Source organism: Cohnella lubricantis, assembly GCF_014212015.1.
Taxonomy (GTDB): domain Bacteria; phylum Bacillota; class Bacilli; order Paenibacillales; family Paenibacillaceae; genus Cohnella; species Cohnella lubricantis.
In genome coordinates this window covers 1-14,966 of the sequence record NZ_JACJVN010000038.1, presented here as the reverse complement: position 1 = coordinate 14,966, position 14,966 = coordinate 1, and the positions used below count along the sequence as shown (strand labels likewise).

Here is a 14,966-nt window from a genome sequence, read left to right as displayed (position 1 = left end):
TGCCACTCCTTGATCAGCGGAACGATCTTGTTCGTCACGTTCGAGATCATCGTCGGCGAGACGTCGATGCCGTACAGCTGATGCAGGTGATCCTGGATCTCACGGGTGCTGACACCCTTGGCGTAGAGCGCGATGATCTGATCCTCGATGCCGGTTACATTTGACTGATGCTTCCGGACAACGAGCGGCTCGAACTCGCCTTGCCGATCCCGCGGGACCGAAATCTCTTGCTCGCCGTACTCGCTCGTGATCGTCTTTTTGCTTTTCCCGTTGCGGCTGTTGCTCGTCTACTTGTTCTGCACATCGTGCTTCCCGTAGCCCAGATGCGTGTCCATCTCGGCCTCGAGCATCTCCTGCAACGTTTCAGCAAACAAGTCTTTCAAAGCGTTCTGTGCGTCCTGAGCGGTGACCAGGCCGTTCTCCTTGATAAACGCTCGAAGCTGCTCTTTCGACAACAATCCCATGTGTGCTCCCAACCTTTCTGCTACTTCCATTTTAGTAGGTTTGAGAGTTTACACAATCTATTTTACAGACTCTCGCCCCTCGGTCCGGCAGGAGTTAGAAGTGGGTTCGGTGAGGGATTTCAGCAGCAGGGAAGTGGATTCAACCGGACACATCCAACTCCCTAACCGCATCGCGGCAGGCGACATTCGTCGCATCCGAAGTCATTCAGAGTATGCTGGTCAAATTCAAATCTGAGAGGAAATGGATTCTTCAAGCACTCGCTCAATTGTCCGATGAGGATATTAGCTGGTCGATTCAAATTCGACATTCCGGCTGTTTGCCTATTTCGTTTTAGGAAGAAGCTCGTCGTATAACGAGATATTTACACCGCGATAAATCCAACCGATTTGTCGCGGTTTTTTTGTATATTTAAGGTGCCAACCCAAACGATATGGGATACAATTCCATTTAGAGGCTATCGGAGGTATATGATTTTGAGGAGTACATAGGAGGGAGCAGTTGCGAATGGGGAAAATGAAGGTTTCCTTTCTGATCGTAATGCTGGCGGTTGTGGCTTTGTTGGTTCCTATCCAATCAGCGGCAGCAGATTCGCCGATCACGTCTACGGAGTTCTCTAAGGCCTATATGGATGAACCAATCGTTCAAGCGGCCGACAAGGCTGGGAGCGTCACGAAGGAGATCGCCGAGTATTTAGCAGATGAATCCGCCCCCTTGGACATTCGCGCCGCCGTCATCAATGCGATCGGTTGGGAAGGCGAACGGCAAGGCAGAACCGAAGCGTTCGCGCAGTATACTTATGGCCAAGCATATTCGGATCTCGATCTATCCGTGCTGCGCGGAGACGAGCTCTTCGTTATCGGTTACTTGCTTGCGATGGATGATTACTTTGACACAGCAAGTGCAGAAGAGTTGCTGCGAAGCGCTAAGATGAGTCTGAAGGACAGCTTCACAGCTGCGATGATTCATGCGCTCGTCTCGTCTCAAAGTCAGATGTTGTCGTCATCCTCGTGGCAGCAGGTATGGAAGAATGTTGCGGCGGTTGCGTTCGATAATCGATTGAACATGGATATGCGTCCCGAAGCGGCGGCCATTATTATCGATTATATGGTTCTCTACAGCGACAAGAGGGTGATCAATCCATTCTCTGGGGATAGTCGGTTAGACCTTCAAATCAGCGATCCTTCGTTCAAGTTGAACGGCGAGACGTTCGAGATCGATCCCGGATATGGCACTACTCCCGTGTTGCGCGAAGGCAGAGCCTACCTGCCAGTCCGCTTCCTGACGGAGGCTGTCGGGGGAGCTGTGCAATGGAACAGCAGTACGAATCAAGTGAAGGTGATGACCGCTCATACCGAGCTGGAGCTAACGATTGGCGATACTCAAGTATTCGTGAACGGAGAAGAGCACATGCTGGACGGCGCGCCATTCATCTCCGGAGGCCGCACGATGCTGCCTTTCCGATTCATCGGCGAAGCGCTTGGGTTTGATGTCTCGTGGGATGGACAAACGAAGGAGATCGGACTTACGCTCGAGTCGCAGAGGTAAGCTATGCGGAGAAAATATGCTGTGCTCCTAATCGTTATCTATTTGAGCCTATTAATCTACTGGATGTTCTTCGGATTCTCTAGAGCCGCTCAATCCGAGTACATGTATAACTTGATCCCGTTCTCGACCATCTCTCACTTCATCCAACACTACCACTACAGGACGAGCGTATGGATCATTAATCTGATCGGGAATGTCGTAGTCTTCGTACCATTCGGAATATTGCTGCCAATCATCGCTCAGAGGAAGCTCGGCAAGCATTTCATCCTCTTCCTGTGCGGGCTGTTCATTCTGGAATCGATTCAATTCCTGTCCAAGAGAGGGAACTTCGATATCGATGACTTCATTCTAAACTCACTCGGATTTTATCTTGGATATGGGATTTATAAGGCAATGGTTAAGTCCAGCAGCATACGGAGGAAGGGATGAATCAGTTGCAAACCACAATATTCTTCGTACGGCATGCAGAATCAGATATTTCCATTAAGGACGAGATGAGTCGACCGTTGACGCCGAAGGGGCTGTCAGATTCACGTAGGGTTGGAACCGCATTAAGTACAATCGTTCATTACTTTGACCCAGAGTTTGGATTTGATCATTTCTGGCGAATGGTTGGCAAGATGCCGTATATATTGGCGTTCCAATTTGACGGAACAGAATTGAAGGCCATCGAGGAAGTGGAACTTACCATCTAAGGAGGCGTCGAAATGCTCATCTATGCGGCTCTCGTTCTTGGCGGCATTTTCGCGCTTGTTGCTATCTATATAAGCGAAGAGGAACAGCTTCAAGATTTGATGATCTCGATCGTTGTGTTCTCCGTATTCTATTGCATTATCAGGATCAACAACTCGCTTCTGTCTAACTCAACACCTATTCAGATCGCTATCCTCATTGCCATTGCAGCGTATGTTGTTTACCTGTTTAAGAAGAACGATATTAGTTGGAACTAACCTATTGGAGGCACTGCCATGCACATCCGAATCCTGCAGGAATCTGACGCTCAGACTTTTCAACAACTACGCCTGGCTGCTTTACAGAATAATCCGGAGGCGTTCGGATCTACCTACGATCGCGAAGCCCAATTCTCACTCGACACAGTCAAGGATAGATTACGCCCGACGAGTGATAAGTTTGTTCTAGGCGCGTTTGTCGACAAGGAATTAGCGGGGATCGTTTCGTTCGTACGCGAGGGCAGCGTGAAGACAGCGCATAAAGCGAACATATACGGGATGTACGTGGCGCCAGAACGCAGAGGAAGCGGGATCGGGAGAGCACTCTTGCTTGAATTAATCGAAATATCAAAAACATGCGGCGGATTGGAGCAACTCAACTTAACCGTCGTGTCCGACAACGAAGCGGCTAAGGGGCTGTATCATTCCTTAGGATTCGAATCCTACGGTGTGGAGAGCAACGCTTTGAAGTTCAACGGGTGTTACTACGATGAGGACCTAATGGCGTTGCGCTTGTCAATAAGCGGAGGTGCTTGATGCGAACGCTGCCATCCGAGCAACTGATCAGGGATATGTAAGCTTCCGAAGCAGCGTTCATGTATGATCGCATGATCGCTATTCAGGACAGGCCGGGGAATCCGGAAGGCATTGTAGTGAAGCAATTCGGCCATGCGCTGTGCTTGTACAGCAGAACGATGCCGTGGGCTTCATTCAATACAATCAAGGGCATAACGAGTGACGATCTTGAGCACATCGATGCCATGATGGAGTTCTACCGGGCAAGAGAGCGAAAGGTCCAGATTGAGATTGTCCCCTCAAGAGTCGATCAGTCGGTCTTGCAGAGGTTGTCGGATCGCGGGTTATATGCTTCCGGATATCACACTTCCATGTACATCGAACCGACTGAATACCAGGATGATGAGCACGATGACATCCATATTCAAGAGCTTCAAGAAGATGAATTTGACCTCTATGCCGCCATTCACTGCAGAGGCACAGGCCTATCGGATGATGGCATCCCATACGTTGCGGCGAATAATAAGGTGCTATACTACCGGCCAGGGTGGAAATTGTTCATAGGCTATTATCAGGAGCGTCCAGCGGCAGCCGGCGTCATGTATATGAAGGATGGCATTGCATCGCTAACGTTCGCGGCTACATTGCCGGAATATCGGAACCAAGGCTTACAACAGGCTTTGTTGAGAAGAAGAATCCATGAAGCTGCCAGACACAGTTGCAAGCTTGTAGTCGGCCAATGTTCTCTGCTATCTCAGAGTCATCGGAATATGGAGAGAATCGGCATGAGGATTGGATATGTGAGAACGTCCTGGACGCAGAGGTAGATGAATCCTAGATATCGGAGGGCCTTATGAATTCATCGTTATATTCCATCCGCGGGACTCGACTATATGTAGAACACTACAATGACGAACACGAAGATGCGCTTCTCTATCTGCATGGCGGACCGGGCGCTAGTTGTGTTGACTTTTGTTATCATCAGGCGCAAGCCTTGTCTCGATCGTTAAGGGTCATCGCGTTAGATCAAAGAGGGGTACTGCGCTCTGACCCAATACACGAGGATGAACCGTTTGGGCTCAATGACATTATCCAAGACCTTGAGGAACTCAGGCATCAGCTGGGAATAAGCCATTGGAGCCTGCTAGGGCATTCATTCGGCGGTTATTTAGCTGTCAGATATGCCTTGGAATATCCAAGCTCCATTAAGAAGATCATTTTTGAAGCTCCGTGTTTTGATGCGCTTAGTGCTGCGAGGTCCATCGTCACCAATGCCAAGGGCTACCTCGAGCAAGCTAATAATCAAGACGGCGTCGAGTTGTGCGGGAAATATCTCGACGGGAACTTCACGGCTAACGAACTATGGAATGCGCTCGGAGAAGTCTTCCACATCATGGATAAAGATTTATTGTATTTTAGAGGAATAACGCCTAAGGAATATAATGAGATTGTCGATAGTCAGATAAGCTCGAATGACTTGTGGGTCAAGAATCAAATACATAGTCATAAGTTGCAAGAAGAAGGCCTGTTTTTTGAAAATCTAATGCCCAGGTTGTCGGAACTAACCCAACCCACGTTGCTATTGACCGGACAATATGATCCTGTATGCTGTGATGTGCAACAACAAGCCTATTTAAGCAACATTCGCAACGGCAACATCGTTCTATTTGAGAACAGCGCCCACTTTCCAAGACTCGAAGAACCGGCGAAATATACGGAAGAAGTGCTGAAGTTTATTCAAGGAGTATCCGAATGAATCATCTAGACCTGCTGCCGATCGTCAAGAGATTGGAAGCTTATCACATTCCTTATGCGCTTGGCGGAAGCGGGATGTTGCGTTATTTGAATCTAATTCATGAGGTTAATGATTGGGATCTGATGGTGGAATGCCCCAAGAGCACGCTGATTGAAGCGATACAGGATTTGGATTGGGCTGAGCTCCCTACTGGCGGCCATCCCTTTGCCAGCCCATATCGTATAAGCATTGAATCGCTGCAAATAGATTTCATCGGCCACTTCGCGCTACATACGGAATCGGATATCTTTCACTTGCCTATCGCCAGCTTTGCGATCTGGGACGGTATACGGTTATCCAGTCCTGAGGTTTGGTATATCGCGTATTCGCTGATGGGTCGAACGGCCAAAGCGAACTTGCTGCAGGATTACTTAAAGAGCAATCGAACAAGGGTGAACACTGCCCTAATCGAGCATATGCTGCAGACGCAAGGGTTTACAGACGAATTGAGAGCAACGCTGAGCTCGTTTATTTGAAGACCTTAAAGGAGACAAGATCATGCCCAACAAGCCGCAGCTTGTCTTAGACTTGGCCGGTGTATTGATTCGTAATTTCTCCTCGAACTTCTGGCTTACATTGTCTGAAGGATCTGGGATCTCATTGCCATTGACGATCAGGAGAAGAATTAAAGCCAGCAAGCAGCCTCGGACGGAGAACGTTGCTGGCGGATCCAGAGCATCAATGGATAAACCTAGTCGAACTTATGCTGTATCCCAAATAACTCAAACAAAACTTTAGATGTACTGGGCCTCTTAATTATTGGATAATGATAGCATTAGACAACTAGTGAGGAGTGTTCATGTTGAAAATTGGTTTTCTCGTGATCGATATGCAAGCGATTCACCTGCAAGGCGTTGAACAGAACTTCATTGATGTTGCTGCCGAACACATCAATTATGTAGCGGATGTCATTCGTTCGAACGGTCATGTGGTCGTTCATATTCAGGACATTGAAGGCATGGAGGATTCGAATAAGGATTCCTTCAACATCATTCCAGACATTCAAGTTGAGGACTCCGACCTGATCGTAACTAAGGAAGCTTCGAACTCCTTCTGGCAGACGAATTTGGAGCAGCTCCTGAAGGAACGTGACGTCGAGCTGCTGATCATCTCTGGATTTGCAGCCGAGCATTGCGTCCTGTTCACCTATAACGGAGCGGCGGAGAGAGGATTTAGACCAGTTCTGTTGCAGAATGGTATCTTGAGCCGTCATCCTGATATCATTACTTCCACGTACAGAGACCGCAATTTAATCTCGCACCCGGTTATTAAGTACTTGGTGAGGTAAAAAAACGCAGTATAACTCACGGCCCAGCCCAAGGTAGGCGCTATCTACACCGGGTTGTTTGTTATGAACAATCGCTTGGCGCGACGAAGACACAGCCTTCTTCTGGATCGAGAAAGGGAAGAGCTGGGTCGGTTTGTGGCACTTAATGAATTCTAGAGGGTGACAACGTGAGTAAAGTAACCATTAATGGCCCTAGAGTAACGCTGAGGAACATCGAGCAGCAAGATATCCCTGTATTGCACAGTCTGATCTACGAGAACAGCGAGTGGAAGCAGTTCGATGCGCCATATTTCCCTTTGGAGCCCAAAGATATCGCAGCGTATGAAGCTGAGATGACGGAGAAGTATATCAACTCGGACTCGGATGAGCCTGCCAGCAGACTTGTCATTGAAGCCGACGGCGAGATCATAGGAACGGTAAGCTATTATTGGGAGCATCGCGAGTCCAACTGGCTGGAGATGGGGATCGTCATCTATACACCGGCTTATTGGAGTCATGGCTATGGGACGGAAGCGCTGACGCTGTGGATCGACCACTTATTCCAGCAGATGCCGCTAATGCGGGTAGGGTTAACGACCTGGTCCGGCAATCCGAGAATGATCCGCTCCGCGGAGAAGCTGGGAATGACGATGGAAGGCCGAATGCGCAAGTGCCGCTATTATAACGGAGAATATTACGATTCGATCCGTATGGGCATTCTGCGAGAAGAATGGGAGAGTAGAAGCCGTGTCTGATAACCATATTCAAGTCGTTCAAGCGACCATTGAGGATCTAGAGGGTCTTGTCCGAATCTTTGATCAATATCGGGTGTTCTATAAGAAGCCATCAGACTTGGATGGAGCGAGGCAATTCTTGTTCGAGAAGTTCGAGCATCAAGAATCGATTATTTTCGCGGCGAAGGACACTGGGGCTGGCGAGATTGTGGGCTTCACACAGCTGTACCCGTCATTCTCCTCCTTATCTATGAAGCGGGTATGGATCCTCAACGATCTGTATGTGAATGATCAATACCGGCGACTTGGCATTGCGACCAGGCTGATGAACCGAGCGAAGGAGTTTGCCGTCCAAACGCAAGCCAAGGGCATACAGCTAGAGACCGCGGTCGACAACGAGAGAGCGCAGAAGCTGTACGAGTCGCTCGGATACGAGAGACACGAAGCGGCTTACCATTACTTCCTATTCCTGTAGGTAAGCTTATGGAGCTAAAGAAAGTGACCCGTCTAACAGCGAAGGATCTCTTTTCTCTTGGAAGTCTAGAGATATTTGAGATCGCATTAGCGCTTACAGTAATTCTCTTGCATGTCGAAAAAAAGAAGATATAACATCTAGTGCGATTCTGAAGACTTATTTTAAAATACATAAAATACCTATATGATATACATATACCAAAAAATGAAAAAAATAAACGGAGGTTGGTGACTATGAAATCAAAAAAGAAATAAGAGTTACAACATCTTCGAGCGGTAGCGGTGGTTCGTATGATGAGGACATAAGAAGCTCTTCCATCATTGAACCTTGGTTCTGAAATGAGATTTCAAAAAATGAAGTATTTAGTCTTTTTCTTTGCTAATCTTAGCATCGCATACTTTATTTATGATCAGACTAGTTTTTTGAAGCCATTAATACATTCAGCGGCTTTATTGATTTTAATTATTATCATCGATGCTATAAAAAAGAAACTGGGATAGTTAAAAGGATTAAGCTGTTCTGAATGTCGTGAATATTGACATTCAGAACAGCTATTTACTTTTCATTGTTAGTCCACGCGCTTCCAACCTATTTAAATTTAACATTTAGAGTTTTTCAAATAAATTTATTGAGTAGGTGGTCTGCAGACTGAATGTAATACACAGGCAATTAATCACTCTCGGCCGAGTTAAGACGTACATTCTATATTCGTTTTTGCGGTCAAAGCCATGCGTTTCAACACCGGAAGCATAGTGGCTTGCCAGCTTGTGATGAGTTCATTTAATAGAAGCGAGGCCAACCATGAGCATTGAGATCGTCACACCGAGATTGCTTCTTAGCTCCATTGATGAGTCCCATGTGGATCAAGTGGTAGACTTTGTTGCAAGGAATAAGACCTTCCTTGAGGCATGGGAACCAGCGCGAACAGCTGACTACTATACAGCTGAGGCGCAATTGCAATTAATAGCCAATGACTGCTTGAACATGGCACGCGAGCAGCTTTTCAAAGTATGGCTGTACAAGAAGGATGATCCAACAAGAATCATCGGTTCGATCGCGCTGAACAATATCGTCCGAGGCGTGTTCCAGTCTTGTCATCTGGGGTATCGAATCGACGAGGCGGAGAACGGCAAGGGCTTCATGACGGAAGGGTTAACTTTCGTTATCGAGCAGGCTTTTCACCAATTACATCTCCATCGGATCGAAGCCAACATTATGCCGCGGAACCAGGCCTCGCTGAGAGTGGTCGAGAAGCTTGGATTCAGCCATGAAGGGCTGGCCCGCAAGTACCTGAAGATTAACGGGAAGTGGGAGGATCATATTCATATGGTGCTGCTCAACGAGGAGCTGCAGGATTAGTCATTCGATTGATGGTGAAGGGGATGAGAAGCATGGCGATATATGCATCATCCTTGAACAGTTCTGGGATTAATTGCAATCCAATCGCATCTAACGGTAGAATTGATACATAAGGATTGGTGATTATCGGATTAGGAGAACGGAGGAACTTGCGTGAAGAAGGTTATCGCTGGCGGAATCTTGCTCTTCGCCGGAATGGCTTTGTATCTGGGTATCCATATTCCTGCAGCTGAGATAGCTTCCAATCTCGGAGGATGGTCTACGCCTCCTGGCCGATTGGGAACGGCATTGCAAGAGGTCGGCGGCGTCGCTCCAACGGGTTACTCCATTTTTCTGATCGTCATAGGGATCTTGATTCTCTTGTGGGGAGCTTTCGACGACGAGATCAAGAAGCTTATCAAGATTACCGCTCAATATGCGCGAACTGTTCAGGAAGCTCGACAGACGGATAATCAAAATCAAAATGGGAGGATGGAATGAAGCAGCTATTATTGACCTCATTAATCATTGTTCTCTTGACTGCCTGCCAGAGAAGCTCTCCGTCTGAACCGGCAGCCGTTGCAAGCGCCCCTGCCGCTTCATCCGACTCCGACGTCATCCGCGTCGAATTCCTGCCGACAACCGACAACGAATACACCGTCATGAAGGCGGCGGGTGCAAGCCACGCCATGATTTTCACTATCAATCACTTCATGCGCTCTGGCGGGATCGAACTCTGGATGGAACATTATGTGGACGGACAGTTGCATGACAGTGTCAACCGGTTCACTTCCTACGTGGCCGATAACGTTGCGAACAACAAGATCTACTTCTCCATTCAACGAATAAGCGATGAGGAACAGCGCTGGACGTTCGCTGTAAGGCAAGGGGATAATCTGGCCTCTGCTCAAGCGAATGTACTGATCTCGAATCAGACAGCCATGGTGTCAACTCCCCTCAATGACGTTGAGATGACCGGGGGAGACGCAACGGCGCTCGGGACGATCGTGGTGAGCGAAGAGGACACGCCGCTGTCGGCGAGCACTGACATCGAAGCTACCATTCGTCAGAACAAGGAAGTTTATGTCCTTAAATGTAAAGCTAGCGAAGATAACGCAGGCGTCTGATGGAAAAATCATGTATAATTAAACTAACTTAGACAACTTTCGACCCGGCCTAGGATGTTGGATATCTGCGGTCGGGTTTTACCATATGGGGGTTCCAATGCTTGAGCAACGATTGATCGATATTCTCGCCGCCCGCGACTGCCTAAGAAGAGACCTTGAGCTGGTGCAATCGCTGGGACTGCCTCACTGGTGCATTGCCGCAGGCTACGTGCGCAATTACGTCTGGGATGTGCTGCATTACCATGAGAGGAGCACGCCGCTGAATGATGTGGACGTTCTCTACTACGATCCGTCGGATCTGTCGGAAGAGACGGAGAAGCGCTATGAAGCGATTCTCAAGCAGAAGCTGCCGGCATACCAATGGTCAGTCAAAAATCAAGCCCGCATGCACATGAGGAACAACGACGCGCCATACGTATCGGTAGAGGATGCGATGAAGCGCTGGCCGGAGACGGTAACAGCCGTCGGCGTGACGCTCGATGCTCGCGGCGAACTGCAGATTATGGCTCCTCACGGCCTGAAGGACCTGTTCGAGATGAAGGTTAGACAGAGCCCCTATTATCCGGATCGAAGCTACTTCGAGGGTCGGGTGAGAGAGAAGAACTGGCTGACGATCTGGCCGAAGCTGGAACTGATCGAAGAGGACGAGGCACACAACTAACTCTCTGACGGGAAAGGTGATGGCGATGAAGCTCTATTCCATGAAAGTCTCGAACAACGGGGTCTACATTCATTATCTGTCTTCGAACCCGCAGTCTTCGTTAACACCGCTCGTCATTTGTCCGGGCTTATCCGAGACGGCGGAGGACTATTTGGACTTGATGGAGTACCTGTCCCCGAGACCATGCATCGCTATCTCCTTCCGAGGAAGAGGCCAGAGCGACACGCCCGAAGCCGGATATACCTTGAACGATCACGTGTCGGACATTGCGAGCGTCATTGACGCGGCGCAGCTCAGTTCCTTTCACCTGTATGCTTATTCGCGAGGCGTCTCCTATGCGCTCGGCTATTTGAAGGACAATATGTCGAAGGTTGTGTCGGCTATTATGCAGGAGTATCCAGCGGAACATCGAAGAATCACGCCCAATTGGGTGGATTCGTATCTGAACGAGTATCTCATTCCGTTCTACCGGCAGCAGCACATTCGGCCCGAGGCGGTCAGAGGAATTCAGCTCGAATCCGAGCAAGTCACCTTCCAGTTCCCGATTCCGAGGAAGATGCTCGTTATACGCGGATTGCTGGAAGGCAGCCTGGTTGATGATGAAGCGATCAAAGGCTATCAGAGATTGAGCACGGAGATCGAATATGCCGACTTCCATCAATCCGGCCATGACATCCGCAACACCGAGCGAGAGCTGCTCTACCGCACCATTCACGACTTTATCCGCAACGCCTGAACAGGCGGGGAGACGGAGGAAGCCGACATGATCACCATTCGTCAGGCTGACATCTCAGATATCCAGCAGATCCAATCAGTTGCCTCTGCCGCATGGCTCGCAACCTATCAATCGTTCTATTCCTTGGACTTCATTCAAGCTTTTCTGCGTCGAGCATACTCCGATGAGAGCTTGCTTCAATCCATTGAGCGAGACAAGCGGCAGCCTGTGCCGCTAATCCTGGTTGCCGTTCGGGAAGACGGCGGATTGATTGGCTATGGGCACGTTCAGCTCGATGATGCCAAGACGGCCGCCTACGAATTGATGAGGCTGTACGTCCATCCCGACCATCAGCGCTCCGGCGCTGGCACCCTGTTGTTTGAGCGCTATTTAACCACATTAACATCTATGCAATGCCTATTCGCTTGGGTCGAGAAGGAGAATAGAATCGGCAGAGATTTCTATGAGAAAAAGGGGTTTGCCGTCGCAGAGGAGATGCTTGAGACGATGTTAGGTCATTCCACATTGCTGCTTCGGTATGAGCTGAAGCGCGGTTGAAGTCAGAGGCATACTATCCGAGAGCTAAGCTATTCGGCTTCCAAGATCAAGTGTATGTGATGCTGAGAGCGATTCATTATGAAGTTGAGGTTGCTGGCGACACGGTTATCTTAAAGAGACCTGTTGCTGCGCGCGATTCAACGAATCAGCAAGGGTAAGCCGTACAAGAAGGAAGCACTCTATCATGAGTGCTCGATAATTAATGACATAAAGGACTGAATCGCAAATATGGATCGAACTGAGACAGTAGAGTTCCTGACAGCCGTTCATCGCGAAGTAGAGCAGCAATTGATCCAACAGGGATATCAAAGAACCAAATACCGGCATAGCTTAGAAGGGTTTGGCAATCTGTACTCGGTATACGAGTCGCAGGATCGAGTCGTCCGCTTCATCTGGGATGGGCTCGAGGGCGGTCTGACGTTTCGAATATACGGCCGGCGCAATTGGGGCATGAAGCTGATGAAGGCGCTGATCGGCGGGACGGCAGGAGATGAACGGCTGCTGAGGGAAGTCATCGTTCAGCGGAACGAAGTGGCGACGCTATCAGAAGACGAGCTGCAACGCAAGCTGGCGGAAGCGTTGAACAGCAAGTAAGGGGCCGTGATGCAGTGCTCAAGACGGCAAGATGTTAAAGGGGGATGTTCATGAACTTGTATACGTATCGACCATTGGCGGAAGAGGATATCGAAGTCATTTGCGCTTGGCCTCAGAATGCGGATGAGCTGTTCTACATGGGTCCGAGCTTCCAATTCCCATTAAGGCCGGAGCAGATCAAGTCTCGGCTTCCCGGTCGCTATCTCCCTACAGTCATGCTGAACCGGGATCAGGTGCCGGTCGCTTACGCGAATCTATACGACCTGGACACGGATGAGGGGAGCTGCTGGTTAGGGAATGTTATCGTCGCGCCGGACTACAGGAGAGCGGGAGCTTCCAGCTTCCTCATCGAGACGATGATGACGAGGGCCCGGGAAGAGCTAGGATGCAGGAGGCTGAAGCTTCGCTGTCATAATACGAATACTAGAGCGTTGCTGCTGTACACCAAGAACGGATTCATTCCCTGCGGAAGCCTGCGCATGGTCAATCACGAGGGTCAAACGATCGTTGGCATCGACATGGAGATAAGACTGGATCGCGAAGATGGGAACGCTGTTCCGGCTGCCAATAGCCAAGAGCTCGATAAGCGCGACAACGACACGGCGCGAACGCTAGATGAGTTCGATACCATCCGCGAAGGGATCATATGGGACGAACCATGAGCTGAAGCCGTAAACTTCGATGCTCATACGTGATAATGCTTCGTCCAATCGAAGGAGGGAGACTTCATGATTATCTATAGCTTTAGCCCGGACGTTGGCAAGCCGATCAGCGCGTATGACAGCCAGAATCTAATGATGAGCAGAATCTTGAACGGCGCAGCAGAAGAGATTCATATGGGCTGCATGCATCTCGGCGCGGGCGGCACCGTTGGCCTTCATCGGGCGTCTATTCCCCAGCTGCTGCTCATCGTCCAAGGAGAGGGCGTCGTCATCGGGCAAGAGAAGCAAGAGGTTCCGATTCGTTCCGGAATGGCGGCGTATTGGGAAGAAGGGGAATGGCACGAGACGCGAACGGAGAATGGCCTTACCGCCATCGTAATCGAGAGTCCTGCGTTAATCGTGCGAATGCCTGAGACGCAAACCTCTAATTAAAGTCATTTTTCCTGAAATAAAACGTCAAAATAAATGTAAACTTCAAATTAAATTTTCTGAAAATGCACATCATTTCCAAATTGATCTTGTCATTTCCGGTGGCAGCCCTTAAGATAAAAGTGAATTTGGCCCGTTAGCAGATCGATTCGGGACTCATACACTAATAGAGCGAGTAGGGACATTTATGGCGATAAATGACAACGTGTTGATCAAGATACGGGATAGGAAGGACAGCCTCACGCCAGTCGAGAGAATGGTCGCCGACAGCATTCTGGCCAACGTGGAGGAAGTGCCGCACTTGTCTGTCAAGGGCTTGGCGCAGCTCAGCAAGACGAGCGACGCCTCCGTGCTGCGCTTCTGCAAGACGATGGGCTACAGCGGCTACCGCCAATTTATCGTCAGCATCTCGGCTTCCTTAGGCTCCATGGAGGAAGATCAGAAGGATCGTTATACCGACATCCAGCCGGGGGATGAACTGTCCGTTATCATCTCGAATATCTCGCTTAACAATAGTAAGTCGATTGAGGATACGCTCAGCGTCATCGACAGATCTGAGATCGCCCGCGCCGTGGAAGCGATCCGCAGCTGCAGCCGTATCGCGCTCTTCGGTGTCGGCGCCTCCGGCATTGTCTGCTTGGATGCGGAGCAGAAGTTCTCGCGGATCAACAAGATTTGCCATGCCTATACCGATTCGCACAGCCAGTTGACAGCAGCCACGCTGATGGGGAAGGGCGATGTGGCTATCTTCGTCTCGAACTCGGGAAGCACGGCCGATGTGCTCGACGCGCTGGAGATCGTGAAGAAGAATCGCGTCAAGACGATCGCGATAACCAAGTACACCAAGAGCGAGCTGGCGGACAAGTCGGACATCGTGCTCAGCATCTCGACGCCCGAATTGACGTTTCGCAGCGGAGCGATGGGCTCTCGCATCGCTATGCTGACGGTCGTCGACATGCTGTTCGCCGGCGTCGCCAGCGCGGAATATCAGAATGTCAAACGCTATTTGGCGAAGACGCATAACGTGCTTGCCGGCAAGTACCGCAAATAAGATAGGCGCTGCGCCGCAATGCCGCTAATCTATCGAACAAGCATCGGTTACTGATGAAGCCGATGCTTTTTTTTATGAAATCGT

Annotated in this window: 21 protein-coding genes and 1 pseudogene; 21 read left to right on the top strand and 1 reads right to left on the bottom strand. The window is 49.5% G+C overall.

The window, feature by feature from the left end; translation table 11 throughout:
* A pseudogene (locus H4Q31_RS10920) lies at positions 1–464 on the bottom strand (transposase); the annotation flags it as partial.
* 505 nt (positions 465–969) lie between these two features.
* Here H4Q31_RS10920 and H4Q31_RS10915 point away from each other — a divergent pair.
* The 21 genes from H4Q31_RS10915 to H4Q31_RS10815 all read left to right on the top strand — a co-directional run bounded on the left by H4Q31_RS10915 (position 970) and on the right by H4Q31_RS10815 (position 14,882).
* Positions 970–2,010 carry a stalk domain-containing protein gene (locus H4Q31_RS10915; protein WP_185179113.1) on the top strand — a complete coding sequence of 347 codons (1,041 nt, stop codon included), beginning with the start codon at positions 970–972 and terminating at the stop codon, positions 2,008–2,010.
* A gap of 21 nt (positions 2,011–2,031) precedes the next feature.
* The gene (locus H4Q31_RS10910) at positions 2,032–2,439 is read left to right on the top strand and encodes a VanZ family protein (protein WP_311771718.1); all 408 of its coding nucleotides are present in this window, start codon (positions 2,032–2,034) and stop codon (positions 2,437–2,439) included.
* Positions 2,436–2,705 carry a hypothetical protein gene (locus H4Q31_RS10905; RefSeq protein WP_185179111.1) on the top strand — a complete coding sequence of 90 codons (270 nt, stop codon included), beginning with the start codon at positions 2,436–2,438 and terminating at the stop codon, positions 2,703–2,705. The genes H4Q31_RS10910 and H4Q31_RS10905 overlap by 4 nt, the downstream gene beginning before the upstream one ends.
* Positions 2,706–2,717: 12 nt before the next feature.
* Positions 2,718–2,960 carry a hypothetical protein gene (locus tag H4Q31_RS10900; RefSeq protein WP_185179110.1) on the top strand — a complete coding sequence of 81 codons (243 nt, stop codon included), beginning with the start codon at positions 2,718–2,720 and terminating at the stop codon, positions 2,958–2,960.
* Between the two features lie 18 nt (positions 2,961–2,978).
* Positions 2,979–3,497, top strand: a complete 519-nt coding sequence (locus H4Q31_RS10895) for a GNAT family N-acetyltransferase (protein ID WP_185179109.1) — start codon at positions 2,979–2,981, stop codon at positions 3,495–3,497.
* A gap of 59 nt (positions 3,498–3,556) precedes the next feature.
* Positions 3,557–4,303: a GNAT family N-acetyltransferase gene (locus tag H4Q31_RS10890; RefSeq protein WP_245347532.1), complete on the top strand. Its 747-nt coding sequence runs from the start codon at positions 3,557–3,559 to the stop codon at positions 4,301–4,303.
* Between the two features lie 26 nt (positions 4,304–4,329).
* Entirely contained in the window at positions 4,330–5,232 is a 903-nt protein-coding gene (locus H4Q31_RS10885) for an alpha/beta fold hydrolase (RefSeq protein ID WP_185179108.1), read from the top strand.
* Positions 5,229–5,747: a hypothetical protein gene (locus tag H4Q31_RS10880; protein ID WP_185179107.1), complete on the top strand. Its 519-nt coding sequence runs from the start codon at positions 5,229–5,231 to the stop codon at positions 5,745–5,747. The genes H4Q31_RS10885 and H4Q31_RS10880 overlap by 4 nt, the downstream gene beginning before the upstream one ends.
* A gap of 323 nt (positions 5,748–6,070) precedes the next feature.
* Positions 6,071–6,559, top strand: coding sequence for a cysteine hydrolase family protein (locus tag H4Q31_RS10875; protein WP_311771717.1), 489 nt, complete (start codon positions 6,071–6,073; stop codon positions 6,557–6,559).
* 167 nt (positions 6,560–6,726) lie between these two features.
* Positions 6,727–7,293: a GNAT family N-acetyltransferase gene (locus tag H4Q31_RS10870; RefSeq protein ID WP_185179105.1), complete on the top strand. Its 567-nt coding sequence runs from the start codon at positions 6,727–6,729 to the stop codon at positions 7,291–7,293.
* Positions 7,286–7,747, top strand: coding sequence for a GNAT family N-acetyltransferase (locus H4Q31_RS10865; RefSeq protein WP_311771716.1), 462 nt, complete (start codon positions 7,286–7,288; stop codon positions 7,745–7,747). The genes H4Q31_RS10870 and H4Q31_RS10865 overlap by 8 nt, the downstream gene beginning before the upstream one ends.
* An 801-nt stretch (positions 7,748–8,548) precedes the next feature.
* Positions 8,549–9,106: a GNAT family N-acetyltransferase gene (locus H4Q31_RS10860; RefSeq protein WP_185179104.1), complete on the top strand. Its 558-nt coding sequence runs from the start codon at positions 8,549–8,551 to the stop codon at positions 9,104–9,106.
* Positions 9,107–9,259: 153 nt separating this feature from the next.
* On the top strand, positions 9,260–9,586 hold the full coding sequence (locus H4Q31_RS10855; RefSeq protein WP_185179103.1) for a hypothetical protein: 327 nt from the start codon (positions 9,260–9,262) through the stop codon (positions 9,584–9,586).
* Entirely contained in the window at positions 9,583–10,212 is a 630-nt protein-coding gene (locus tag H4Q31_RS10850) for a YgaN family protein (protein WP_185179102.1), read from the top strand. Before H4Q31_RS10855 ends, H4Q31_RS10850 begins: the two co-directional genes overlap by 4 nt.
* A 97-nt stretch (positions 10,213–10,309) precedes the next feature.
* Complete coding sequence (locus H4Q31_RS10845; RefSeq protein ID WP_185179101.1) at positions 10,310–10,873, top strand: nucleotidyltransferase family protein; 564 nt, start codon at positions 10,310–10,312, stop codon at positions 10,871–10,873.
* A 40-nt stretch (positions 10,874–10,913) separates the two neighbouring features.
* The gene (locus tag H4Q31_RS10840) at positions 10,914–11,609 is read left to right on the top strand and encodes an alpha/beta fold hydrolase (RefSeq protein ID WP_185179100.1); all 696 of its coding nucleotides are present in this window, start codon (positions 10,914–10,916) and stop codon (positions 11,607–11,609) included.
* A 27-nt stretch (positions 11,610–11,636) separates the two neighbouring features.
* A complete protein-coding gene (locus H4Q31_RS10835) occupies positions 11,637–12,146 on the top strand; it encodes a GNAT family N-acetyltransferase (protein ID WP_185179099.1) in 510 nt (169 codons plus the stop codon).
* Positions 12,147–12,374: 228 nt separating this feature from the next.
* Positions 12,375–12,740, top strand: a complete 366-nt coding sequence (locus H4Q31_RS10830) for a hypothetical protein (protein ID WP_185179098.1) — start codon at positions 12,375–12,377, stop codon at positions 12,738–12,740.
* Positions 12,741–12,790: 50 nt separating this feature from the next.
* Positions 12,791–13,402 (top strand): GNAT family N-acetyltransferase, encoded by a 612-nt coding sequence (locus tag H4Q31_RS10825; protein ID WP_185179097.1) that lies wholly within the window; start codon positions 12,791–12,793, stop codon positions 13,400–13,402.
* 66 nt (positions 13,403–13,468) lie between these two features.
* Positions 13,469–13,834, top strand: coding sequence for a cupin domain-containing protein (locus H4Q31_RS10820; protein WP_185179096.1), 366 nt, complete (start codon positions 13,469–13,471; stop codon positions 13,832–13,834).
* A gap of 184 nt (positions 13,835–14,018) precedes the next feature.
* Complete coding sequence (locus H4Q31_RS10815; RefSeq protein ID WP_185179095.1) at positions 14,019–14,882, top strand: MurR/RpiR family transcriptional regulator; 864 nt, start codon at positions 14,019–14,021, stop codon at positions 14,880–14,882.
* Positions 14,883–14,966: the final 84 nt, after the last annotated feature.

Excerpts from the sequence above, each read along its gene's own strand:
- H4Q31_RS10905 (WP_185179111.1), top strand. The coding sequence starts at position 2,436 with ATGAATCAGTTGCAAACCACAATATTCTTCGTACGGCATGCAGAATCA.
- H4Q31_RS10825 (WP_185179097.1), top strand. The coding sequence starts at position 12,791 with ATGAACTTGTATACGTATCGACCATTGGCGGAAGAGGATATCGAAGTC.
- H4Q31_RS10895 (WP_185179109.1), top strand. The coding sequence starts at position 2,979 with ATGCACATCCGAATCCTGCAGGAATCTGACGCTCAGACTTTTCAACAA.
- H4Q31_RS10840 (WP_185179100.1), top strand. The coding sequence starts at position 10,914 with ATGAAAGTCTCGAACAACGGGGTCTACATTCATTATCTGTCTTCGAAC.
- H4Q31_RS10915 (WP_185179113.1), top strand. The coding sequence starts at position 970 with ATGGGGAAAATGAAGGTTTCCTTTCTGATCGTAATGCTGGCGGTTGTG.
- H4Q31_RS10815 (WP_185179095.1), top strand. The coding sequence starts at position 14,019 with ATGGCGATAAATGACAACGTGTTGATCAAGATACGGGATAGGAAGGAC.
- H4Q31_RS10885 (WP_185179108.1), top strand. The coding sequence starts at position 4,330 with ATGAATTCATCGTTATATTCCATCCGCGGGACTCGACTATATGTAGAA.
- H4Q31_RS10900 (WP_185179110.1), top strand. The coding sequence starts at position 2,718 with ATGCTCATCTATGCGGCTCTCGTTCTTGGCGGCATTTTCGCGCTTGTT.
- H4Q31_RS10845 (WP_185179101.1), top strand. The coding sequence starts at position 10,310 with ATGCTTGAGCAACGATTGATCGATATTCTCGCCGCCCGCGACTGCCTA.
- H4Q31_RS10820 (WP_185179096.1), top strand. The coding sequence starts at position 13,469 with ATGATTATCTATAGCTTTAGCCCGGACGTTGGCAAGCCGATCAGCGCG.
- H4Q31_RS10835 (WP_185179099.1), top strand. The coding sequence starts at position 11,637 with ATGATCACCATTCGTCAGGCTGACATCTCAGATATCCAGCAGATCCAA.
- H4Q31_RS10890 (WP_245347532.1), top strand. The coding sequence starts at position 3,557 with ATGTATGATCGCATGATCGCTATTCAGGACAGGCCGGGGAATCCGGAA.
- H4Q31_RS10830 (WP_185179098.1), top strand. The coding sequence starts at position 12,375 with ATGGATCGAACTGAGACAGTAGAGTTCCTGACAGCCGTTCATCGCGAA.
- H4Q31_RS10875 (WP_311771717.1), top strand. The coding sequence starts at position 6,071 with ATGTTGAAAATTGGTTTTCTCGTGATCGATATGCAAGCGATTCACCTG.
- H4Q31_RS10880 (WP_185179107.1), top strand. The coding sequence starts at position 5,229 with ATGAATCATCTAGACCTGCTGCCGATCGTCAAGAGATTGGAAGCTTAT.
- H4Q31_RS10860 (WP_185179104.1), top strand. The coding sequence starts at position 8,549 with ATGAGCATTGAGATCGTCACACCGAGATTGCTTCTTAGCTCCATTGAT.
- H4Q31_RS10850 (WP_185179102.1), top strand. The coding sequence starts at position 9,583 with ATGAAGCAGCTATTATTGACCTCATTAATCATTGTTCTCTTGACTGCC.